Annotated in this window: 25 protein-coding genes; 16 read left to right on the top strand and 9 right to left on the bottom strand. The window is 59.5% G+C overall.

Features of this window, described 5'->3' with window-relative positions:
• A complete protein-coding gene (locus ACFC5L_RS04555) occupies positions 1-204 on the bottom strand; it encodes a twin transmembrane helix small protein (RefSeq protein ID WP_375201464.1) in 204 nt (67 codons plus the stop codon).
• 81 nt (positions 205-285) lie between these two features.
• Complete coding sequence (locus ACFC5L_RS04560; protein ID WP_375201463.1) at positions 286-2,082, bottom strand: hypothetical protein; 1,797 nt, start codon at positions 2,080-2,082, stop codon at positions 286-288.
• A gap of 225 nt (positions 2,083-2,307) precedes the next feature.
• Between ACFC5L_RS04560 and ACFC5L_RS04565 the strand changes: the two genes are divergently transcribed.
• The 3 genes from ACFC5L_RS04565 to ACFC5L_RS04575 all read left to right on the top strand — a co-directional run bounded on the left by ACFC5L_RS04565 (position 2,308) and on the right by ACFC5L_RS04575 (position 4,796).
• Entirely contained in the window at positions 2,308-3,261 is a 954-nt protein-coding gene (locus tag ACFC5L_RS04565) for an SPFH domain-containing protein (protein ID WP_375201462.1), read from the top strand.
• Positions 3,262-3,321: 60 nt separating this feature from the next.
• Complete coding sequence (locus tag ACFC5L_RS04570; RefSeq protein ID WP_375201461.1) at positions 3,322-3,795, top strand: NfeD family protein; 474 nt, start codon at positions 3,322-3,324, stop codon at positions 3,793-3,795.
• A 551-nt stretch (positions 3,796-4,346) separates the two neighbouring features.
• Positions 4,347-4,796, top strand: a complete 450-nt coding sequence (locus tag ACFC5L_RS04575; protein ID WP_375201460.1) for a hypothetical protein — start codon at positions 4,347-4,349, stop codon at positions 4,794-4,796.
• A gap of 21 nt (positions 4,797-4,817) precedes the next feature.
• On the opposite strand, the gene ACFC5L_RS04580 is transcribed toward ACFC5L_RS04575, so the two are convergent.
• The 3 genes from ACFC5L_RS04580 to ACFC5L_RS04590 form a co-directional block, all read right to left on the bottom strand.
• Entirely contained in the window at positions 4,818-5,342 is a 525-nt protein-coding gene (locus ACFC5L_RS04580) for a GNAT family N-acetyltransferase (RefSeq protein WP_375201459.1), read from the bottom strand.
• 49 nt (positions 5,343-5,391) lie between these two features.
• Positions 5,392-5,814: a YccF domain-containing protein gene (locus ACFC5L_RS04585; protein ID WP_375202346.1), complete on the bottom strand. Its 423-nt coding sequence runs from the start codon at positions 5,812-5,814 to the stop codon at positions 5,392-5,394.
• A gap of 125 nt (positions 5,815-5,939) precedes the next feature.
• Positions 5,940-6,365 carry a hypothetical protein gene (locus ACFC5L_RS04590; protein WP_375201458.1) on the bottom strand — a complete coding sequence of 142 codons (426 nt, stop codon included), beginning with the start codon at positions 6,363-6,365 and terminating at the stop codon, positions 5,940-5,942.
• A gap of 82 nt (positions 6,366-6,447) precedes the next feature.
• Here ACFC5L_RS04590 and ACFC5L_RS04595 point away from each other — a divergent pair, with 82 nt between their 5' ends.
• Together ACFC5L_RS04595 and ACFC5L_RS04600 are read left to right on the top strand one after the other, a co-directional pair.
• The gene (locus tag ACFC5L_RS04595) at positions 6,448-7,107 is read left to right on the top strand and encodes a DUF1287 domain-containing protein (protein WP_375201457.1); all 660 of its coding nucleotides are present in this window, start codon (positions 6,448-6,450) and stop codon (positions 7,105-7,107) included.
• Between the two features lie 108 nt (positions 7,108-7,215).
• On the top strand, positions 7,216-8,208 hold the full coding sequence (locus tag ACFC5L_RS04600) for an aldo/keto reductase (RefSeq protein WP_375201456.1): 993 nt from the start codon (positions 7,216-7,218) through the stop codon (positions 8,206-8,208).
• Here ACFC5L_RS04600 and gluQRS read toward each other — a convergent pair.
• Positions 8,205-9,074 carry a tRNA glutamyl-Q(34) synthetase GluQRS gene (gluQRS, locus tag ACFC5L_RS04605; protein WP_375201455.1) on the bottom strand — a complete coding sequence of 290 codons (870 nt, stop codon included), beginning with the start codon at positions 9,072-9,074 and terminating at the stop codon, positions 8,205-8,207. The two genes, ACFC5L_RS04600 and gluQRS, sit on opposite strands and share 4 nt — an antisense overlap.
• Before the next feature lie 98 nt (positions 9,075-9,172).
• On the opposite strand from gluQRS, the gene ACFC5L_RS04610 reads away from it, so the two are divergent.
• Complete coding sequence (locus ACFC5L_RS04610; protein WP_375201454.1) at positions 9,173-10,291, top strand: DUF3667 domain-containing protein; 1,119 nt, start codon at positions 9,173-9,175, stop codon at positions 10,289-10,291.
• An 88-nt stretch (positions 10,292-10,379) separates the two neighbouring features.
• Here ACFC5L_RS04610 and tldD read toward each other — a convergent pair whose 3' ends face one another.
• Complete coding sequence (gene tldD, locus ACFC5L_RS04615; protein ID WP_375201453.1) at positions 10,380-11,798, bottom strand: metalloprotease TldD; 1,419 nt, start codon at positions 11,796-11,798, stop codon at positions 10,380-10,382.
• Positions 11,799-12,183: 385 nt separating this feature from the next.
• Here tldD and ACFC5L_RS04620 point away from each other — a divergent pair, with 385 nt between their 5' ends.
• The 10 genes from ACFC5L_RS04620 to ACFC5L_RS04665 all read left to right on the top strand — a co-directional run bounded on the left by ACFC5L_RS04620 (position 12,184) and on the right by ACFC5L_RS04665 (position 20,630).
• On the top strand, positions 12,184-13,344 hold the full coding sequence (locus ACFC5L_RS04620) for a cytochrome c oxidase subunit II (RefSeq protein WP_375201452.1): 1,161 nt from the start codon (positions 12,184-12,186) through the stop codon (positions 13,342-13,344).
• Between the two features lie 16 nt (positions 13,345-13,360).
• Positions 13,361-15,025: a cytochrome c oxidase subunit I gene (gene ctaD / locus ACFC5L_RS04625; RefSeq protein ID WP_375201451.1), complete on the top strand. Its 1,665-nt coding sequence runs from the start codon at positions 13,361-13,363 to the stop codon at positions 15,023-15,025.
• A 196-nt stretch (positions 15,026-15,221) separates the two neighbouring features.
• On the top strand, positions 15,222-15,593 hold the full coding sequence (locus ACFC5L_RS04630; RefSeq protein WP_375201450.1) for a hypothetical protein: 372 nt from the start codon (positions 15,222-15,224) through the stop codon (positions 15,591-15,593).
• Between the two features lie 115 nt (positions 15,594-15,708).
• Entirely contained in the window at positions 15,709-16,629 is a 921-nt protein-coding gene (locus ACFC5L_RS04635; RefSeq protein WP_375201449.1) for a heme o synthase, read from the top strand.
• A gap of 149 nt (positions 16,630-16,778) precedes the next feature.
• Positions 16,779-17,351 (top strand): cytochrome c oxidase assembly protein, encoded by a 573-nt coding sequence (locus ACFC5L_RS04640; RefSeq protein ID WP_375201448.1) that lies wholly within the window; start codon positions 16,779-16,781, stop codon positions 17,349-17,351.
• Between the two features lie 106 nt (positions 17,352-17,457).
• The gene (locus ACFC5L_RS04645; RefSeq protein ID WP_375201447.1) at positions 17,458-18,429 is read left to right on the top strand and encodes a cytochrome c oxidase subunit 3; all 972 of its coding nucleotides are present in this window, start codon (positions 17,458-17,460) and stop codon (positions 18,427-18,429) included.
• 33 nt (positions 18,430-18,462) lie between these two features.
• Complete coding sequence (locus ACFC5L_RS04650) at positions 18,463-19,047, top strand: hypothetical protein (RefSeq protein ID WP_375201446.1); 585 nt, start codon at positions 18,463-18,465, stop codon at positions 19,045-19,047.
• A 9-nt stretch (positions 19,048-19,056) separates the two neighbouring features.
• Positions 19,057-19,425: a DUF983 domain-containing protein gene (locus ACFC5L_RS04655; protein WP_375201445.1), complete on the top strand. Its 369-nt coding sequence runs from the start codon at positions 19,057-19,059 to the stop codon at positions 19,423-19,425.
• A complete protein-coding gene (locus ACFC5L_RS04660) occupies positions 19,426-20,139 on the top strand; it encodes an SURF1 family protein (RefSeq protein WP_375201444.1) in 714 nt (237 codons plus the stop codon).
• 71 nt (positions 20,140-20,210) lie between these two features.
• The gene (locus ACFC5L_RS04665) at positions 20,211-20,630 is read left to right on the top strand and encodes a DUF2306 domain-containing protein (protein ID WP_375201443.1); all 420 of its coding nucleotides are present in this window, start codon (positions 20,211-20,213) and stop codon (positions 20,628-20,630) included.
• Here ACFC5L_RS04665 and ACFC5L_RS04670 read toward each other — a convergent pair whose 3' ends face one another.
• Complete coding sequence (locus ACFC5L_RS04670; RefSeq protein WP_375201442.1) at positions 20,631-21,500, bottom strand: M23 family metallopeptidase; 870 nt, start codon at positions 21,498-21,500, stop codon at positions 20,631-20,633.
• The gene (locus tag ACFC5L_RS04675; protein WP_375201441.1) at positions 21,500-22,354 is read right to left on the bottom strand and encodes a hypothetical protein; all 855 of its coding nucleotides are present in this window, start codon (positions 22,352-22,354) and stop codon (positions 21,500-21,502) included. Before ACFC5L_RS04675 ends, ACFC5L_RS04670 begins: the two co-directional genes overlap by 1 nt.
• Between the last annotated feature and the right edge of the window lie 19 nt (positions 22,355-22,373).

Below are 22,373 nucleotides of genomic sequence, written 5' to 3' on the forward strand. Positions count from 1 at the left end.
TCAAGAGCCTTTGCCGATCAGCCAGAGGAACAACATCATCAGGGCGATGGTGACGGCCTGCGCCATTATGCGCATCCGCATCAGCTTGTTGGAGTTTTCCTTGGCGAAGGTCCCGCCCTTGGCGAGGGAGTATATGCCGATCCCAAGAATAACGGCCGTTACGCCAAGGCCGATGGGAATAAGTAGGAAAACTAAGGCGTCCATGGGGAGCGCTCCTGAAATGCATTATGATCTTGCCTGTGGATGCAATATAGGCGCGCCAGGAGGCGATTGCTACCGGATTGGCTAGTGCGGCCTGCCGGATAGGCGCTGGTGCCAGCGCGGCAGAAAGACGCTCTCTTCGCCTTCGTCATAGCTCACGGGAACAAAAGCGCCATCGCCCTCATAATTGGCGACCAGCGGCGCGCCGAGCCGGTAAAGATAGCCGCGGATATCTGCGTCCGCCGGCGCTTCGACGCCGAGGCCGCCTTCTTCCGGTGCGGCCATCATGGGCGGCTTCAGCTCATGAAGCGCGAAATCCATGCGCACATCATAGGTCCGCTCCGCCTGGAAGCGCAGGAACCGCTGCGCATTGTACCATTGCGATTTAACGCCGTCGTCCGTGCAGGTTTCAAGTTCCGCCCCGTCAGCGCCCCAGCGCCGTTCCGGACAGTGATAAGGATCGAAAGACAAATCCCACAAGCGCTCCATGGCGTGCGCCAGATTGAGGCGCACCCGCGTGGCGTCCGACCGCCAGTAGGTGAAGGTGCAGGCGTTTTTTTCTTCTTCGAAGGCGTCGACCAGATCCGCAGCCAGATTGTCGCCATGATAGGCGACGCCTGGTTCGCCCGCTTCGACGTCTTCAACCAGATGCTGCATATTGCGGCGCAGTTCGATGAAACTGACCTTGAGGCGCGCATCGCGGGACGGCGTTGAATACTCTTCCCACTCGCCATAGGTGCCGAAAATATTCGGCGGCAGTTTTTTCGGGTGCGGCTTCAGATGAAGGCGCGATGTATAGGCGGCGTCGACGGCGACCTTGCGCGCCTTCAAGGCGCCGCAGATGGTTTCAAGACCGAAGCGAAGCTCCTCGACGGGATCGTAAGCGAAATCCGGCGCCGCGAGTTTGCGGCGCACATAATCGTAATATTTCAGTGTACGGCCTTTATATTTGAACTCGCCGTAATGCCAGACGCCGGAGGGATGCGGCTGATTTCCGAAATACTGCTCCATGGAAAAGTCAGCGATTTCTTCATTCGCCGCTGCGCGGAGCCTGCCGCCATGGAGTGATCCGTCCTTGTCGATTCTGGCGCCTTCGACGTGAATGGGCCGCCAGGCTTTAAGGCCCGCTCCAAGCGCCGGTTTCGACCGCATAAAATTCGGACCATAGGCGGTGCGCGTCACGGAGTTGTCCGGATGCGAGGCGACAACGAGCACGCGGCCATCATCGAGAACGTCATAGACGATGCCCACATGGCCGTAGATGTCATAGGCGAGCACGCCGGGCTTCACTGCGCCGCGTTCGATTTTCACCGGATAGAAGTCATCGTGACTTTTGCCGCCGCCGGCCATGGGGTCGGTGCGAAACATGGCGGTGGAGACTTCGCCGCCGATGCGCGCGATGAAGGACGGCGCGTTCGGAACGTGGTTCAAAATCTGTCGGCGCCCGGCGACGATGTTGCCTTCCGTCGAATAGCGCAGGTCCTGGCGCGACCGGTCCGCCGTGCGCATGGCGTTCTGATAGGAGAAGGGCAAACCGTTCTTCCAGGCGTAATAGGCGCGCAGGATATACGCCATGTCGGCGCAGTCGCCCGGCAGGTCCGGATCGACCGGCGAGCGATAGGGGTTCGCCTCGTCCTTGATGCAGGCGTCGATCGACGTGCAGTTCGACATGCCGATGGCGTGAACGAAGGCGGCGTAGCCGGCCTCGTCCGCGGGGGTCCATTCGCTCTTGTAAACTTCCCAGGTTTTGCCGGTGTTGACGGCAGGCGGGATGGCCGTCTCGGCAAAGGCAGGCGAATAGCCGCCCGCCGCGCCGCACATAGCTATCGCGGCGGCCCCCAAAACCCGGCCGAAACTCCACGTCACACCCATAGCCGGCATTTTAACGCGGGCCGGGCCGCGCGGATAGAGCGGCCGGGGCGGTTAACCTCCGATTAACCGAACATTCAGCCTTGTTTCAGGGGCGTTCAGCGCCGGTCTTGGGTATAAGTTCCTGTAAAAACGTCACTTTTTCGGCGGCTAGTGGAAAGAATCGGATTTTCAAGACTGGCGCGACGATCCGCTCGTCACGATCTAAAGCCCACGAGGGTCATAAGGGAGGCGAATATGGGTTTTGAAATATTTGTAGCGGTGCTGGTCGTCCTCGCCGTTTTTTTACTGTTCAACACCGTCAAGATCGTACCGCAGGGTTATGAGTTCACGGTGGAGCGCTTCGGGCGCTACACCAAGACGATCAAGCCGGGCCTGCATGTGCTGGCGCCGTTCATTGACCGGATCGGCCGGCGCATGAACATGATGGAGCAGGTGCTAGATATTCCGGCGCAGGAAGTCATCACCCGCGACAACGCCCAGGTCACGACTGACGCAGTCGCCTTTATTCAGGTGATGGACGCCGCGGCTGCGGCCTATGAGGTGCACAACCTCACCCGCGCCATTTCGAATCTTTCCATGACGAATATCCGCACCGTGATCGGTTCGCTCGATCTCGATGAAGTGCTGTCCAACCGCGATGACATCAATGAAAGACTGCTGCGCGTCATCGATGCGGCGACACAGCCCTGGGGCGTGAAGGTGACCCGTGTCGAAATCAAGGATCTCGAACCGCCCGCCGACATCACCGAAGCCATGGCGCGGCAGATGAAAGCAGAGCGTTTGAAGCGTGCGGAAATCCTGACAGCGGAAGGTGAAAAGCAATCGGCGGTCCTGCGCGCTGAAGGTGAAAAGCAGGCGGCGATTCTTGAAGCCGAAGGCCGCAAGGAAGCTGCGTTCCGCGATGCTGAAGCGCGTGAGCGTGAAGCGCAAGCCGAAGCGGAGGCGACGCGTATGGTGTCGGAGGCCATCGCCGCCGGCGATGTGCAGGCGATCAACTACTTCGTCGCCCAGGATTACGTCAAAGCGTTCGAAAAGCTGGCGATCTCGCCGCAACAAAAAACGCTTATCCTGCCTGCGGATATGAGCGCGCTTGTAGGCACTATCGCCGGCGTCGGCACGCTCGCCAAGGAAGCGTTTGAGAACAATGCGTCGCGTCGTCCGGCCGGTTCGGTCCCGAGCACGCAGTAAGGAGCAAGGGGCCCGCGTCGCTGAAGCGAGGCGGGCGCCGGCCGCAAAAGGGAGGGTTACATGCAGGGTCTGATCGAATTTCTCTCAACGATGCCGTTCTGGTACTGGTGGGCGCTGGCGCTCGTGTTTCTGGTGATCGAGCTGATGACCGGCTCCACCTATTTTCTCTGGCCGGCCGCCGCCGCGCTCGTTTCTGGCTTTTTTGATTTGGGTCCTTTGGACGGCGCCTGGCAGTTACAGCTCATTGTCTTCGCCGTTGTGACAATCGCCTTGTCGATTATAGCGCCGCCTTATGTGAAGCCGTGGCTGCACAAGAGTCAGGCCGATCATCTGACGCTCAATGAACGCGGCGCCCAAAAAGTCGGCCGCCGCGTCACCGTTGACGCCGGTTTCTCGAACGGCGCCGGCAAGGTGCGCCTTGGCGATACGTTGTGGCTGGCGGAAAGCGAAAACGGTGAAAACTTCGCTGACGGCGCGGTGGTGGAGATCACGCGCGCGGAAGGCGTGAAGCTTTATGTGAAGGCGGTGGCTTGAAGCCAGTAAGCTTTATCGCGCCGGGGGTTATTGGCGCGTCGAAACGATAGGGGGCAGGGGTGTTTCAAGGAGTGAAAAACGCCGGGGGCATATTCAAAGGCTCCATAAAGGCCGTGGCGATGCACCCTGCCTTGTTGGCGCCATTGCTGTTTGTCTGGCTCATTTACGCGCCTTCGATTCTTTACCTCCAATTTTTCTTTCCCTGGGACGCGCTGAGCGGCCTTCAGACAGTCGCCGTCGTTTTCGGCTTTATTTTGTGCTTCTCGCTTGCTTTGTCGCTCTCCTGTTTTTGGCGTCTAGAGCTTATTCGCAGAATTGAAGCCGGAGAGCCAAAGAGTTTTATTGCGTCTTTTACGATAGCTGTCCGCAATGTTCTTCGCGCCCTGCATGTAACAATGCTGTGGGCGTTGATCTGGCTCGTGCTGAGCTTGCTCTCTGCTTTGTTCAGCCGCAAAAACGAGGAGGAAGATCAATCTTTTTCCGCGGAGAACGCGGCGAGAACCTTAAGCGGCGCCGGATCATTTTCCCTTTCCGGCGCTTTTTTCGACGCCTTGAACAAAGGCGTGCGCATGGTTGCCTTCCTAATTTTTCCAGCCATTGCGTGGGAGACGTCGCCAAAGCCAATAAAGCGCGGCCTGCAAGTGGCCAGAACGCATCCCACCGAATTCGCCAGCGGCTTTTTGCTGACTGAAATCGCCTCTGCCGTTGTTTTCCTGCCGCCGGCCTTGCTGTTTTATATTGTTGATGAGGCCGAAATCACTTTGAGCGATGGCGTCTGGTATTTGGTTATCGTCTATTGCGCCTTTGCATGGAGCATTAGCATTCTTCTGGAGCAGCTTTTTACCGCCGAACTTTATCTTTGGGACATGAAATGGCGAAAAGCCTGTGAGGCGGCTCAGGAAAATGGCGATCCGGAACCTGTGTTGAATGATGTTTCCCGGCCTTCAATCCTCGATGACATCAAGGAATTTGATGGGGCGATGAAAGCTGTCTCATCGTAAACGGCGTGCGATATTTCAAGGCTATGACGCCGCTTTGACTTTCCGCGCGAGAATTGATGACGTCAGAACATCTTTTCCGACATGAAGATCCGGTCCGGCGCCCTGATAGTCAAACCCGGTCTTTTCATAGAATGCTTTGGCGCGAGGGTTTTTGTCGGAAACGGCGAGCCACATCCACACAATATCTCTATTGGCGAGCGTTTCGAGCGCATACTTGAACAGCGCTTTGCCAAGTCCCGTTCCATACACGCTGGCGCTGATGTAAATCTGCTTCAGCTCCGCCGATGCGCCGTCGGGGTCGTGAGGACTTGGCGTCCAGTTGATCACCAGCAAGCCTGACGGCTTATTGTCAGAGAATGCGAGGGAGCAGTCATACTCATCGCTGCTCAGCACTTTTTCCGCCGCTTCGCGCGTGTAATTCGCTGCGCAATAAGCGTCGATGTCTTCCGGCGTATGGAGATGATGATAGGCGTCCCGGAAAGTGGAAGCCCATAAATCCGCAAGCGTGTCAGCGTCTGAAAGGGTGGCCGCTCTTATTGTGTGCATGACTTTCTCTCCGCCGGGAGAGAAAGCCTTTGCGTCTTGGATAAGTCAATCAGTAAGCCCGGCGGCGGAATTCCGAATGCGCGAGCGTGCGGCCGATGGGCCAGAGTGCGAAGCCCGCAAGCTTCAAATGCGCCCAGGCGAAGGGTAGGCCGATAATCGTGATGGCGAGAAAGAAGGCCGCGATCACATGGCCAAGCGCCAGCCACCAGCCGGCGAGCACGAACCAGATGATATTGCCGAGAAAGCCGAGCGGCCCCGTGCCGATTTCTTCTCCATAGAGAAGTTCGCGGTTGATCGGCTTCGCGCCGAAGGGCCAGAGCGTGTAGACGCCATTGTCGAACGCCGCGCGCGCCCAGGGCAGGCCGATGATGGTGATCATCAACACAAAGGCTGCGACGAACCAGCCAAGGGCTGCGACCGCGCCGCCAAGCGCCAGCCAGAGAATGTTCAGGACCAGCGAGAAAACCGACATTGAGCTTTCATCACGCAAAGGGTGTTCCGGGTACATAAGGCGTCTCCTTCTTCAATAAGGATATAAGCCCTGTTGGGTCCGGCGCCATGCATTTCACCGCGTAAACGCCACAGCCCGGCGCGTCCTCACGCCTTGGTTAACACCCGGTCCAGCGCGATCAGGTCATATTCCTTGAAAAAAATGATGATGAGCGAGGCGACCGCGACGGTGGTCGAGGGGAAAAACAGGATTTTATTTGTTTCCGGCGTCAACAGATAAAGGCCCAGCGGATCGGCCAGATATTTCCAGATCGCCGCCGCGCCGCCGACAAGAACAACCGCCTGAAGCGGATAGATGATCCTGCGAAATAAACCCAGAATGACAAGCGCACCGAGCGCGATCTGTCCGTAAGCGAGGGGAAGGATCAACGCGTCGGCGCTGATCGCGCCGCCATAATATTTTTCCGAAAGGCCGACGGCCGTTTGCGGGGTCATCACTCTGAGGACGCCCCAGATAATCAGGAGCGCGCCAGTGGTCGCACGCAAGGCAAGCAGCAGAAATGCTTTCATCATGAGCCCCCAAAATATGTCCGGTAGGCTCAGTATAGGCAGCGGGGCGAAGCGTCGTCACATCACAATGTTGAGGGGCTGGGATATGGGCGCCATGACCTCGCCGCATTTTCCCCTCCAGATGATGAGCATGAAATCGATTCTCGCATTTCTTGCGGCGTGCCTCTTTTTTCCGGCGCCTGCGGCGGCGCAGATGGAGGATATCGGCGCCCGGCTTTCCGCCGCTGCGATTGAGCGCACGAACCATCGCGTCACTTATGACCCCGCTTATGTGCGCCTGTCTTATCCCATGGGCGATGTCGCGCCCGATCGCGGCGTTTGCGCCGATGTGGTCGTGCGGGCGTTGCGCGCGCTGGAGTTTGATCTCCAAAAACTCGTGCATGAAGACATGCGCGCCGCCTTCAGCGCTTATCCGGCGCATTGGGGCCTTGCGCGTCCTGATCCCAATATCGACCACCGGCGCGTCCCCAATCTAGAAACCTTTTTAACGCGTAGGGGCGCCCGCCTTTCACCAAGCGATGATGCACGGGATTATCTGCCTGGGGATATTGTTGCTTGGAACTTGCGGGGGAACGAGGGCTGGCTGCCCCATATCGGTGTTGTGACCGATCGCATCGGCCCGACGGGAAGGCCCATGGTGGTGCACAATATCGGCGCCGGACCCAAGCTTGAAGATGTGTTGTTCGATTGGCCCATGACCGGCCGTTATCGTCTGACAGCCGATCTCCTGGAGGCGCACACATAGGAACGGCGGCGCCCAATTTCAAGAATTGATCCGGCGCGCAGTTTTACGCCATAGTGGCGAAGTCGGCGCCATCCTGCGCCGTTTTCAGAAAATTTTTAGGAGGCGCATATGCGCACGACGTCTTTGGGCCGGTCGGGCCTAGAAGTCTCGCGGCTTGGTTTCGGCTGTATGGGGCTTGCAGAATTTTATGGAGAAGGTTTGTCCGAAAGCGCGGCTGAAGAGCTTTTGGAGGAAGCGTTGGCGCGCGGCGTCAACTTTTTCGATACGGCGGATATGTATGGCGCCGGCCGCAATGAAAAGCAGCTTTCGGGATTCCTGAAAAAACACCGCGGCGATGTCGTCATCGCGACGAAATTCGCCATTCAGCGCGGCGATAATGGCGAGTTTACGGGGCTGTCGAATGATCCGGCCTATATCAAACAGGCTTGTGACGCTTCGTTAAAGCGGCTCGGCGTCGATGTGATCGATCTCTATTACATGCACCGGCGCGACCCGTCGGTTCCCATTGAAGACTCCGTCGGCGCCATGGCGGATCTCGTAAAGGCCGGCAAGGTGCGCGCCATCGGCCTTTCCGAGGTGAGCGCCGATACGCTGAAGAAAGCCGACGCCATCCATCCCATCGCGGCGGTGCAGTCGGAATATTCAATCATGACGCGCGACATGGAGGCGGAAATCATCCCCGCCTGTCGCGAACTTGGCGCGGCCTTTGTCGCTTATTCGCCGTTGGGACGCGGCATCCTGACCGGTGCCTATCGCAAGCCGGAGGATTTTTCCGGACAGGATTTCCGCACGGCCATGAGCCCGCGCTTTCAGGCGGATACGCTTGAAAAGAACGTGGCGCTGGTGGATCAACTGGCGGAAATTGCGGAGGTGAAAGGCGCCAGCCTTGCGCAGATTGCGCTCGCCTGGGTGCTGGCCAAAGGCGATGACATCATCCCTATTCCAGGCACCAAAAAACTGTCGCGTCTGGAAGAAAATCTGGCCGCGCTGAATGTGTCGCTCTTCGCAGACGACATCGCTGCGATTGAAAAGGCGGTGCCGCCTGATGCAGTTGCGGGCGCGCGCTATCCCGAAACCTCGGCGTCGACGCTCAACGGTTAGCGAGGCGCAAGCTTCAGCATGCTGATGACATCACTGGGCGTTGCGCCGCGTTCGCGCAGCGCCCTTATTGTCGCCGCCTTGTCGCGTTTGGCGAGGCGGCGGCCGCTTTCATCCGTCAACAAAGGATGATGGTGATAGATCGGCGCCGGGTACCCGAGCAGAACCTGCAAAAGCCGGTGCAGATGCGCCGCTGAGCAAAGATCCTCGCCGCGGATCACATGAGTGACGCCCTGCAGCGCGTCATCATGCACCGAGGCGAGGTGATAACTCGTGCCGTTGTCTTTACGGGCGACAATGACATCGCCGAAAATTTCCGGCGTTGCTGTTGTTTCGCTGATTTCGCCGCCATCGTTGCAGAGTGTGACTGTCAACGCGCCGCTGCTTTCTTGGGCGGCGTTTATGGCGCGCTCCATGTCGAGCCGCCACGCAAAAGCCTCGCCCTGTTCCAGACGATCTTGTTCCTCCTCTTCAGGGAGCGGCGCGCCTTTATATTGCGGGCCTTCAGGTCCTTCGGGGGATAGATGCGGCGCGCGTGCGATCTCGTCGAGAATTTCTTTCCGCGTTTTGAAACAGCGATAGACGAGACCTTTTTCCTGAAGTTGGGCAAGCGTTGCCGCATAATCATCGAAATGATCCGACTGACGGCGCACAGGCGTTTCCCATTCAAGGCCAAGCCAGGCGAGGTCTTCGTAGATGGCGTTTTCGAATTCCGGTTTGCAGCGGGTGCGGTCGATATCTTCAATGCGCAACAGAAACCGCCCACCGGCTTCGCGCGCCGCATTGTAAGCGGTCAACGCGGAAAAGGCGTGGCCGAGGTGAAGAAGCCCCGTCGGGGATGGGGCGAAACGCGTCACAAATTCTGTCATCACCGCCATACTACCGGGTTTGAAAGGACGTGACAGTCCGGGCGTTGCTTCTCACACGGGGCGATAGTTGATAAGCTGGCGCGGAGAGGGCGAGGGGCATGAGCGAAATAGACGACATTGACGACGGCGACGCCGGCGGAGGCGACGGCGGTTTGCCCGGGCCAAGCGGGCTGACGGAAGCGGCCATAGCCGCCGGCGCGGCCTGTATTTCCTGCGGCGGCGATGCGCGCGGGGCGTATTGTTCTTCCTGCGGACAGAAAAACGACGATCTCCGCCGCAGCTCTTTTGTGCTGGCGCGGGACTTCCTGCGCGACACCTTCGGGTTCGATTCGCGCATGTGGCGCACGCTCGGGCTTCTGGCGGTCTCGCCGGGACGGGTGCCGAAGGATTACGCCCATGGCAGGCGGTCGCGCTTCACACCGCCCGTGCGCTTGTTCCTCGTCATCAGTTTTCTGTTTTTTCTAACCATCGGCCTCACCAACACGCTGTTTGTCGGCGTGGAGGTTAAATTCCGGGACTCGGACCCGGAGCAACTTCAATCGGCCATCACGTCGGCGGAAGAGGCGGGCGTTGAGCTTAGCGAGGAAGCGAGGACTGGCAAATGCAGCTTTCAGAGCCAGCTTCGATTTTTCGTAAAGGAAAAGAATCTCCGCATCGACAGAGAGCGGATCAATGCTTGCCTCGGCGATGTGCGCGATGATGCACAAGAGGTCATCGACGCCTCCGAAGATGTCGCTGTCGGGGAAGATGAGGGGATCGAAACTGAGCGCGAGCAGGCCGGTGAAGTCGTCGGCCGGGTTTTTAAAGGGATCAACTGGGCCGTCACCAATCCGCGCGAATTCAATGACAGTTTCAACGATTGGTTGCCGCGGGTTCTGTTTTTCATGACGCCGGTTCTGGCGCTCATTCTCGGGATGTTTTTAAGGCGCGGAATTTTGCTGTTCGACCATCTGGTGCTGTCGTTCTATACGCATGCAGCAGGTTTTGCGGCGATCGGCCTGAGCCTCATACTGGCGCAATTCGGCGCGCCCTATATGGGCGCCGCCGCCGCGATTGCGCTGCCGATTTACTACTTTGCTGTGTTGAAACGCGCTTATGGACGCAGCTGGATCAAGACAATCTGGACTGCGCTGATGTCCGGCGTTCTTTATATGACAGTGCTGTTTTCAATCCTGGTCACCATTCTGTCGAACATCGTCTGGCAGGCGACGGCCTGAAAGCGCCCGGCGAAAAAACGGCATCCGGTTTTTCGCTTGTCAGGCGCGACTGCCAAAACTTGGATCAAGGATTTAGCCCTTGATCTGGCTATGCACCCGCGCCGCCGACGGTGAGGCGGTCGACCTTGATGGTCGGCTGGCCGACGCCAACAGGCACGCCCTGTCCCGCCTTGCCGCAAACGCCGACGCCGGGATCGAGTTTGAAGTCATTGCCGATCATCGACACTTTGGTGAGAACGCTCGGCCCGTCGCCGATCAGCGCGGCGTTCTTGATCGGCGCGCCGACCTTGCCGTCTTTGACGCGATAGGCCTCGGTGCAGTTGAAAACAAATTTGCCTGAGGTGATGTCCACCTGACCGCCGGAGAAATTCACCGCGTAAATGCCGTCCTTCACGCTGCGCAGGATTTCTTCCGGGTCCTTGTCGCCGGCGAGCATCATCGTGTTGGTCATGCGCGGCATGGGCTGGTGGGCGAAGCTTTCGCGCCGTCCGTTGCCGGTGGCTTTCGCGCCCATCAGGCGCGCATTGAGGCGGTCCTGCAGATACCCTTTGAGGATGCCGTCCTCGATCAGCGTGGTGCGCGAGGTCGGCGTGCCTTCATCATCGACGGTGAGGGAGCCGCGGCGTCCTGCAATCGTGCCGTCGTCGACCACGGTGACGCCGGGCGCGGCGACGCGTTCGCCGATCCGGCCGGCGAAGGCGGACGTGCCCTTGCGGTTGAAATCGCCTTCAAGCCCGTGTCCGACCGCTTCATGCAACAGTACGCCGGTCCAGCCCGGCCCCAAAACGACTTCCATTTCTCCGGCCGGCGCGGCCTCGGCCTGCAAATTGACGAGGGCCTGACGCAAAGCCTCATCCACCTGGGACTGCCAGGCGTCGGGTGTGATGAAGCGGGCATAGCCTTCGCGGCCGCCGGCGCCATAGCTGCCGGATTCCTGACGGTCGCCTTCGCCGGCGGTGACGGAGACGTTGAGACGCACTAGAGGCCGGAAATCGCGGATAATTTCGCCTCCGGGACGAATAATCTCAACCGCTTCCCAGGACCCCGACAGAGAGCAGGAAACCTGACGGACGCGGGGGTCTTTGGCGCGGGCGTATTCATTGATGTCGGCGAGGAGCTTGGCCTTTTCCTCAAAGCTCTCGGCGCCAAGCGGGTTCTCATCGGGATAAAGCTTGGCGTTGGTGCGCGACGGCCCATCCGCCAGCGCGCCGCTCTGGCCGGATTTCACCGCCTGCACCGCGCCCGCCGCGCGCTTCAGCGCGGCTTCGGAAAGCTCGGAGGCGTGGGCGTAACCCGTTGATTCGCCACAGACCGCGCGCAGGCCGAAGCCCTGATTCACGTCGAAATTGGCGGTTTTCAGCCGGTTGTCGTCAAAAACGAACGCTTCGGACTGGCCGTATTCGAGATACAGCTCGCCATCATCGGCGCCTTTGAGGGCGTCATCGAGGATCGATTGGGTGCGGTCGCGGTCAAGGTCGGTGCGGGAGAAAAAATAGGAATTGCTCATGCCCGAAGATGTAGGCTCCCGGCTGTTGCGCCGCAATGATAAAGGCGACGCAATCGAAGGGGTTGGCGAAAGGCCCGGGAAAGCGATCCGGGCCGGCGTCGCCGGGCGCTGCAAACCGAGGCTGATGCGCGGGGGACAGGCTCCTTTTGGTAGCTTTCCCCAAGTCTATTGAAATCAGGCCCTTGGCCCCGGATCGGATGCGGCCGCGCTGCGACCATTTTTCCGCGCCAAGCGCGATGACGCGCCGCCTCTCTGCGGCTTATAAGCAGCCCGGATCGCTTGATCGAAAAGTTTGACCTCGGCGCTCGGGCAGGCGTATCGAAGCGGCGAGTTTTGGGATGGCCGGCCTTGTTCTGATGGCCGGCGACAGGCGCGGGATGCGACAATGAAAAAAATTCTATCGGGGCTTGCAGGGTTGAGCGTTTTGGCGGCGTCCGCCGCTCACGCGCTGCCGGAGCCCGGCGGTATCGATATGCAGCCGGCGGCGTCGGCGCTGGCGGAAGAAGTCCACTTCTTTCACAACGGTATTTTGATGCCAGTCATGACCGGGATCAGCCTTCTGGTGCTGGCGCTCCTGATCTGGGTGATGATCCGCTACAACTCCAAAGCCAATCCGACGGCGCAGAAGTTCAGTCACAACACGCTGGTCGAAGTGATCTGGACGGGCGTGCCGATCTTGATCCTTCTCATTATCGCGCTGCCTTCCTTCGAGCTTCTTTACAAGGAAGGGGTGACGCCCGACGGCAAGCAGGTTGTGGCGCGCGGCGACGGTCAGACCGTGGATTTTGTTTTCGCCAATGACTTTCCTGAAAGCCGTATGGTGAAACGTTCGGATCATCTTCAGGTGATCGTCGATACGGGCGCTGAACGGCGCACCCTGAAAAACCGTCAGGACTTCAAGGTTGAGGGCTGGGGCGAACGCGATCTCGTTGTGTCGCTGAACGAACCGGCGCCGGCTGGCTCCAGCGTCATTTTGCGCGGCGGCCGCTCGACGCAGAATGTTTCCGGCTGCCCTATGGCGAAACGTTTTGTCGATGGTTGCGAAAAAGAAGTCGTGCTCGCGCCGACCATGACGTTGAAAGTGACCGGGCGCCAATGGGGATGGAATTACGCTTACCCTGACTATGGCGATTTTGAATTTCTTTCCGACATGGCGCCGGCGGACCAGACCACGCCGGACATGTATCGTCTTGAAGTGGACAACCGCGTTGTCATTCCCGTCGGCGAAACCATTCGCGTGACGACGACAGCGTCAGACGTCATCCACTCCTGGGCGCTCCCGAATTTCGCGCTCAAGATCGACGCCGTGCCGGGCCGTTTCAACGAAACCTGGTTCCGCGCCGAACAGGAAGGCGTTTATTACGGCCAGTGCTCGGAAATTTGCGGCATCAAACATTCTTTCATGCCGATCGCGGTGGAAGTTGTCTCCCGTCCGAAATTTGAAGCATGGGTGGACAGCCAGCGCGCGCTTGCCGGGCTCGATCCCATGTTCGTTGATGACAATGTGAAGCTCGCGCAGGCTGGTGCCAGCGCCGCTGCTGAATAAGAGAAGGGCTAAATAAATGGCTGACGCACACGCACAAGGCGCCCATGATGACGCCCATGACCACAAGCCGTCCTTTTTCGTTCGCTGGTTTTTCTCCACGAACCACAAGGACATTGGCACGCTTTATCTGATCTTCGCGATCATCGCCGGTATTGTCGGCGGCGCGATGTCCGGCCTCATGCGCTGGGAGCTCGCCGAACCGGGCGTGACGATCCTGACCCGCTTCAGCGGCGGCGATCTTGATGCGGCCTATAATTTCTACAATGTGCTGACCACCTATCACGGCCTCATGATGATCTTCTTCATGGTGATGCCCGCGCTCATTGGCGGTTTCGGCAACTGGTTCGTGCCGATCATGATCGGGGCGCCCGACATGGCCTTCCCGCGCATGAACAACATTTCGTTCTGGCTTTACGGCGCATCGGGCATTCTCATCACGCTGTCGCTGTTCGTGCCCGGCTATGGGTCAAATCTCGGCTTCGGCGGGGGGTGGGTCTTATATCCGCCCTTGTCGTCAAACACCGGGAACCCCGGACCGGCGATGGACTTGTTGATCCTCTCGTTACACCTGGCGGGCGCGTCATCAATTCTCGGCGCGATCAACTTCATCACCACCATCTTCAACATGCGCGCACCGGGCATGACGCTGCACAAGATGCCGCTCTTCGCCTGGGCGGTTCTGGTGACGGCGTTCCTTCTGGTGCTGTCGCTGCCGGTGCTCGCCGGCGCCATCACCATGCTTCTGACCGACCGCAATTTCGGCACGTCCTTCTTTGACGCGGCCGGCGGCGGCGATCCGCTCCTGTTCCAGCACCTGTTCTGGTTCTTCGGTCACCCGGAAGTCTACATTCTCATCCTGCCGGCTTTCGGCATCATCTCGCACATCGTCTCCACCTTCTCGCGCAAGCCGATCTTCGGCTATCTCGGCATGGCCTACGCCATGGTGGCGATCGGCTTTGTCGGCTTCATCGTCTGGGCGCACCACATGTATACGGTCGGCCTTTCGGTAAACATGAAAGCCTACTTCGTGGCGGCGACCATGGTCATCGCGGTGCCGACAGGCATCAAGATATTCTCGTGGATCGCGACCATGTGGGGCGGCTCGATCCAGTTCAAGACGCCGATGGTCTGGGCGATCGGCTTCATCTTCCTGTTCACCGTCGGCGGCGTGACCGGCGTTCTGCTCGCCAATGCCGGCATCGACCACTATATGCACGACACCTATTACGTGGTCGCGCACTTCCATTATGTGCTGTCGCTGGGCGCTGTGTTCGGCATCTTTGCGGGCTGGTATTACTGGTTCCCGAAAATGACCGGCAAGATGTACCGCGAAGTCCTGGGCCAGCTGCATTTCTGGGTCATGTTCATCGGCGTCAACATGATCTTCTTCCCGCAGCATTTCCTCGGTCTGCAAGGCATGCCGCGCCGTTACATCGACTATCCGGAAGCCTTCGCATTCTGGCACGGGATTTCGTCTCTGGGCTACGCCGTCACCCTTGTCGGGATGGCTGTCTTCCTCGTCGCCATGATCGACGCGTTCTTCATCTACCGGAGAAAAGCCCCGGCCAATCCGTGGGGCGAAGGCGCAACAACGCTGGAATGGACGCTGCCGTCCCCGCCGCCCTTCCACCAGTTCAACGAACTGCCGCGTTTCGACAAAGACGCTGCGGAATTCCACTAGGATTTCTCGCCGATCCAAAAACCCCGCCCGGCCCTGCCGCGGCGGGGTTTTCTTTTGCGCCTTGAAAAACTTCGAAGATTCGGTCCGGGGTCATGGCTGGCGAGGCGCACAGGAATCCGTTAATATTGATTAACCATGACGCAACCGTCCGCTGACTGAGGTGTTGGAGGCGGGCAAGACATGAAGTGGAGGGGACATGCTTGAAACGATTATCAATGATGTGGCGGGGATTTTCAGGGCGACATTTCTCAATGGCGACATGATCGCGCTGGTCATCGCCTTCGGCTCGGTGCTGGTCGCATCGCTGATCATGCGCCGGGGCACGCAGATTGGTTCTATGACGCTATTGGCGCTGGTGCTGTTTGCCCTTGGCGGCTTTTTGCGGGGCTATTTCCGCGGCGCGCCGGCGGTGGAGACAACTTATGGCGACCGGGCCGTATGGCAGCTGGAATCCAGCTGGTCGCATTTCATGAATCTGCAGGCTGGAACGCTGCTCGCCTATTTCATCGCCTTCATGGTCCTGATTCTCGTTCTTTTCGGGGTTCGCACCGTCTTCGGGCGATCCTAAGCTAGGGCCGCCGGTTCAGGCGATTGGCTATTAGAGGGCGGCCGCAGCGTGAAAATTCGCTGCGGCCGTCTTGTTTTTATTCCCTTCCGTGCGCCTTTCCGGCATAAGGCGCGCCATGAGTGAGAGCACGATGAAAACCGACGCCTATGCCGAAAGCTATTCTCTGGCGGGGCCGGGCGACTATTTCGCGCTGTTGAAGCCGCGGGTGATGTCGCTGGTGATCTTCACCGCTTTCGTTGGGATGGCGGCGGCGCCGGGGGAGCTTAATCCCGTTCTCGCCGCTGTTTCATTGTTCGCCATCGCCGTGGGCGCCGGCGCTTCGGGCGCGCTCAATATGTGGTGGGACGCTGACATCGACGCGGTGATGACGCGCACGGCCGGCCGGCCGGTCCCGGCGGGGCGTGTGCCGCGCGCGGAAGCGGCGGCCTTTGGCGGCTTCCTGTCGGCGCTCTCCGTGGCGCTCCTGGCGCTCGCCTCGAACTATCTGGCTGCAGGCCTTCTTGCGTTCACGATCTTCTTTTACGTCGTCATCTATTCCATGTGGCTGAAGCGGTCGACGCCGCAGAACATCGTTATTGGCGGCGCCGCGGGCGCATTGCCGCCGGTCGTTGGCTGGGCCGCGGCGTCTGGTTCAGCGCCCCTGGAGCCATGGGTGCTGTTTGCAATTATTTTCCTGTGGACGCCGCCGCATTTCTGGGCCCTCGCGCTCTATAAGCGCGGCGATTATGAACGCGCCGGCGTGCCGATGATGCCGGTGGCGCAGGGCGAAGCCTCCACACGGCGCCAGATTTTCCTTTACGCCCTTGTTCTCGCCGCTGCGGGCCTTGCGCCGTTTTTCATCGGCATGGCGGGCTATCTTTATCTCGCCGTCAGCGCCGGGCTCGGCGCCGGGTTCGTCTGGCTCTCCTGGCGGGTCTTCCGTGCGGGTGAAGGGGAATACGGGTCGGCGAAGAAACTTTTTGGTTTTTCAATCCTTTATCTCTTTGCGCTTTTCGCCGCATTGCTTGTCGAAGCGCTGGCGGCGACTTATCTCTGATCCAGCTTCGGAAAGAGAGCCATGACGCCGGAAGAATTGAAACAGCGAAAGCGCCGTAATCTGGCGATCGCCCTGTCGCTCGCAGGGTTTATCCTGATCGTCTTTTTGGTGACGATTTTAAAGCTCAGCGCGAATTAGGAACGAGGGACGTGGCCGACGAAAACGCAAAACGCAACCGCAAGACGGCGCTGATTTTTTCAGGCCTTGCCGTCGGCATGGTGGGAATGTCCTTCGCCGCGGTTCCGGCCTATCGCGCTTTCTGCCAGGTCACCGGCTGGAACGGCACCGTCCAGCGCGCCGAAGCGGCCGCGGAGGACGTGCTGGAGCGGCCGATCACGGTGCGTTTCGACGCGGCGTTGAGCAGCGGGCTCTCCTGGCGCTTCAAGCCGGAACAGGTTTCCCAGACGCTGCATATCGGCGAGACCGGGCTTGCTTTCTTCGAGGCGGAAAATCTTTCCTCCCGGCCGGTCACCGGGCGGGCGAGCTTTAATGTGACCCCACCCAAGGCCGGGATCTATTTCAAGAAGATCGAGTGTTTCTGCTTCACCGAGCAGACCCTCCAGCCGGGCGAGGTCGTCTCAATGCCGGTCACCTATTTTGTCGACCCGGCGATCGCCGAGGACAGCAATCTCGACGATGTCCAGACCATCACGCTCGCCTACACTTTTTTCCCCTGGGAGGACGCTGACGCGGGCTCCGGCGGGGACAGTGCGGCCGAATAGCGCGGGCCCGGCGGGCCTCCAAGGGGGGGTTGGCGCTTGGATTTTTGCCCCGCCCCAGTATAGAACCCTCTGACAAATTTCAGGATTCGCTTGAGAGGGACCAGCCATGGCCGGCGCCGAAGTCAAACACGAATACCACCTCGTCAATCCGTCTCCGTGGCCGCTCGTCGGGTCGATCTCGGCGGCGATCATGATGATCGGCGCGGTCGCCTGGATGAAATCCGGCACGGGCGGGGTTCTCGTCGGCGGCGCGGCCGAGGACGGCGGCGCGAAAATGTTTTCGCTCTCCGGCAACTGGATGTTCATGCTCGGCTTCGCCGGCGTTCTTGTGACGATGATCGGCTGGTGGCGCGACGTCATTCAGGAAAGCCTCAAGGGCGAAAACACATCGACCGTTGTGCGGCTGGGTCTGCGTTACGGCATGCTGCTTTTTATTGCGTCGGAAGTCATGTTCTTCGCCGCCTGGTTCTGGGCGTTTTTCGGCGCCGCGCTTTTCCCGACCGCGTTCGATCCGGTGATCCTGTCCGATGGCGCGCAGATGCTGAACGCCAATGGCGATCCCGCCTTTATCGGCAATGACGGTCGTGTGCACGCCATAGGCGGCGTGTGGCCGCCGGTCGGGGTTGAGCCGCTTTCGGCCTGGGGCCTGCCGCTTCTCAATACGCTGATCCTCTTGCTGTCTGGTACGACCGTGACCTGGGCGCATTATGCTGTTCAGCACAATGATCAAAAGGGTCTCGTGAACGGCCTGATCCTCACCATCATTCTCGGCGCGCTTTTCAGCGCGCTTCAGGCGGTGGAATATTACGAGGCGTTGAGCCTCGACATGTTCAAATTCTCCGGCGGCGGCATTTACGGCGCCTCATTCTTCATGGCGACCGGCTTCCACGGACTGCATGTGATCATCGGCACGCTCTTCCTGATTGTCTGCCTGTTCCGTGCGCTTGCGGGCCATTTCACGGCGGAGCGCCATTTCGGCTTCGAATGCGCCGCCTGGTACTGGCACTTTGTCGACGTGGTCTGGCTGTTCCTGTTCGCCTTTATCTATGTCCTCGGCAATCAGGGGCTTTTGTCCTAAGCTGTAAACGCAGCAGCCAGAGGAGGGCGTCTTATGCGCTCTCTACCGTTTTTCCGTTTGTCGATAGCGCTTGTCGCCATGCTGGCGCTTGGCGGGTGCCTTGTTTCCGATTTGCCGGTGCTCGATGCGCGAACGGGTAAAGCGCGAGCGCTCAGTGATGGCGACTATCTCGCCTGTCCGCTTGAAAATGGCGAGATCCAGGCTGGCGATGAGTGCGATCGTCTCACGGTCCGGCGGGAAAAGGACCGGAGCTACAGCTTCATCAATCGCGAAGAAGATGATGACGCCGCTTATTTACGGTTCCGCCGGGTCGGGCGCGCCGGTTACGCGGTGCAGTCATCGGAAAGCGACGGGTTTGTCTATTACTATGGCGAAGGCCGCGATGACGGCGTGCTGCTGGTGATGATGAATTGCCCTGACTTGCCGTCGGACTTGCGCGACCGTCTGATTGCGCGCGGCGACCTCGAACCCGACGACGAAAAATTTTCGGTCTGCAAAGTGAAAACGCTGCGCGGATTAACACAGGCGGCGAAGGCCTATCACCGGGGCGATGTCGACCAGATGATGGACGCCGCCATTTTGATTGTTTCTGCGCCGCCGCTGGAAGAAACGGAATAATCCGAAGCCATGACCTACTACCCTCCTGTCTCTCCTTACGCCGCCGGGTTTGGCGGCAAATGTCCGCGCTGCGGTCAGGGGAAGCTATATGACGGCTTTTTGAAATTGGGGCCCCGGTGTGAAATTTGCGGGCTTGATTATGCAAAAGCCGACTCCGGCGACGGGCCGGCGGTGTTTGTGATCTTCATTGTCGGCTTTCTGGCGGTGGCGGTCGCTTTTATCGCCCGCTTTGTCTGGTATGCGCCCATCGGGGTGGCGCTGGGGCTAAGCATTGGCCTGGCGATCGTCCTGATCCTTGGATTGTTGCGTCCCTTGAAAGCGACCATGATCGCGCTGCAATACGCCAACAGGGCCGAAGAAGGCCGTCTCGACGAATAGATGGGCGCTTATCGTTTTCCGTTTCGTCCGCTGCTGACTGTGGTCAGCGTGATTGCGCTTGCGCTTCTGGTGACCCTTGGGTCATGGCAGATGCGCCGCCTCGAATGGAAACAAAGTCTGATCGCGCAGGTTGAAGCGCGTGTGGATGCAGCCCCCATCCCCTTTGCAGAGGCTGTGCGCCGCGCCGCCGCCGGTGAGACGATGGAATATATGCCGGTGACGATAGCCGGCCGCGTCAAGGGGCAAAACGAAGCGCGTGTTTTTGGCACTTATGACGGCGCGCCCGGCGTCTATATTTTCGCGCCGGTTGAGACCGGGGCGGGTCCGGTCTACGTCAATCGCGGTTTCGCTCCCCAGGAAAATCTGGATGTTCCCTGTTTTTGCGATGATGACGCGGAGGAAGAAATCATCACCGGTCTTTTTCGCACCGCTGAAAAGCCGTCCCCGCCGGCTTCATGGTTTCAGCCTAAAGGTAAGTCCGTAGACGGATTATGGTATATTCGCGATCCCAAAGCCTTCGCCGCCGACGCCGGTCTGAATGCGCCGGCCTATTACATTGATCAATCTGCGGTCGATGGGCGCGACTGGCCAAAAGGCGGCACGACGCGCCTCGATTTCAACAACCGTCATCTTGAATACGCCCTGACATGGTTCGGTCTCGCGGCGACGCTTGCCGGCGTCTGGGTCGCTTTTTCCTTGAAAAAGCGGGATTAGGCGGTTAGCTTTAAAAAACAAAGTGAATTACTGCGCCGGAGTTATGCCCAGTTTCCGGCGGGAAAGGCGTCATGTCGTTGCAGCCATTGCTGGAAGCGCCATGGGTTATTCAGGCCCATGCCTATGCCGCCGCTGCGGCTTTTGTTCTCGGCGCGGTGCAGCTGGCGGCGCCGAAGGGAACGCTGCCGCACAAGACGCTGGGCGTCGTCTGGATCGTCCTGATGGCCGTCATCACGATCAGCAGCATCTTCGTTCGTCCGGCCGTTTATCCGGGCTTGCCGCTCGCGAAGTGGTTTTCATGGATTCACTTGTTCACGATTTTCACCGCATACGGAATCATTGTGGGCGTCAGGCTGCTCCTGAAAGGCGGGCCAACGCTCAAATATCACTCACACCCTTTTATCGGCATGTTTATCGGCGGGCTTATTGTCGCCGGCGCGCTCGCCTTCCTGCCCGGACGGATCATGCACCAGGTGGCGTTCGGCGGGTGATCACTCGGTCCGCAGCTTTTGCTCATAAGCGTTGACGAGCGTCATGTAAGGATTGACCTGATCGAACACCGGATCGGTTTCTTCGTCGGGCGCATAATTCTGATACATCTCGAAATGGAGATGATAGGTCGTGGGCACAAGATCGCCTTCGGAATTGTAAAAGTCGTTTGAGACTTTGCCGATGCGCTGGCCCCTGGTGACGAACTGCCCGTCGGTGACCGCCAGCTGGTCCATTTTCAAATGCAGATAGCGGTAGAGCGTGCCGTCTTCGGTCTGCAGGCGAACGGTGTATTTCGACCCGTCGAGCCCGACAATGCGCCCGTCCTCGACAGCGACGGCCCAATGGGTTGCGCCGCTATTGGGAATGCAGGTGGCGGGGCGGATATCGACGCCTTCATGACCGCCATCGGGGCACATGATCTGCGAGCGTGAACGCGACTCGCAAAAGGTGTCCTGCCACGGATAGTCATAATTCGACGCATCGCACTGGCCGCCATTCATGCCGTTGATGGAGCCCTGGCCGCCGCCATAACGATAGACCTGGCTGTTCAGGAAGGCCGCCTCTTCGAGCGGGAACAAAATGTCCGGGCGATAGATTGTCGTGTCCACATTGCCCGGCCCGGAATTGGGGAGAAGCTCGCCAACGGGCACATAGCTGAACTCGCGCCCTTCGCTGTCTTCGAGAAATTCCTCTTCCGGAAGCGGATCGGGTTCTTCGGGGGCCGGGTCGATGGGATCGGGCTCCATCGGATCGCCCGGTTCTTCAGGCCCCGGATCCACCGGGTCCGGCGCCTCGCCGCCAAGCTGATCGCAAGCGGCGACAGAGATAGACATCAACAACGCATAGAAGGTGTTTTGAAACTTGTTCATTACTCTCCTCCCGCCAGTTCAGGATTTGCAAGGATCATCGACTGGGCGAGCCCGGTGATGTAATCGTCCGCCGCGCAGCGCGGATCGGCGCCGGGATCGCCGCATTCGATGGTCATCACATAGCCGCAGCCGAATTTTGAAAAGCTCAGATCAACGCCGAAATCGTTGCGGCTGATCTGATAGCTGGCGCCGGTGCCGGCGAGGCGCCGCGGTCCTTCGGCGATGCGTTTGCGAAAGGCGATGGTTTCCGGCGCGCCGCCGACGACGCGGTTGCAGGTGCCGGAAATCGACAGCTGCGCCCTGGCGTCGATGCGCGCCGTCGCGGTGTAGATGTTTTCCATGCCGTAGATTTTCATCCGGTCGCGAAGCTCGGCAGGCAGGAGGACCGGAATCCGCGCGCGTTCGACTTCAGCCGCTTCGGCGGTGCGCAGTCTTCCGGCGGACATCGCTCTGATGCCGGGCGGCGGCGGCGGGGGCGTCGTTTGGCGCGGCGCTGCGGTGAAACTCTGATCGGAAAGGGACCGGGTCTCCGCCGCTTCGCGTTCAGAATCTTCCGCTTCCGTACGGCGCAAATCGGCGCGCAAGGCGTCGAGATTGGGACGGGCGACAATTGTGCGCGCCCGGTCGTCACGATCATCGCGTGCGGCGCGGAGCGCGGCGGCGAGATTGCGCCGCGGGATGCGCTTCGCCTTGGCGCGCAACTCTTCGGCGATGATGCGCGGGTCGGGCGGGTTTTGCGCGGCTTCTTCTTCGGACGTTCGGCTGTCCGACTGTTCTTCCGTTTGCGTCTGGGCAAGAACAATTCCGCCCGACAGCGCCGCGACGCTCGCGGCGGCGATCAGGAGTTTCTTCATAGCTTCCCCCTTTCAAGCG

Source organism: Hyphococcus sp. (assembly GCF_041986965.1).
GTDB lineage: Bacteria > Pseudomonadota > Alphaproteobacteria > Caulobacterales > Parvularculaceae > Hyphococcus.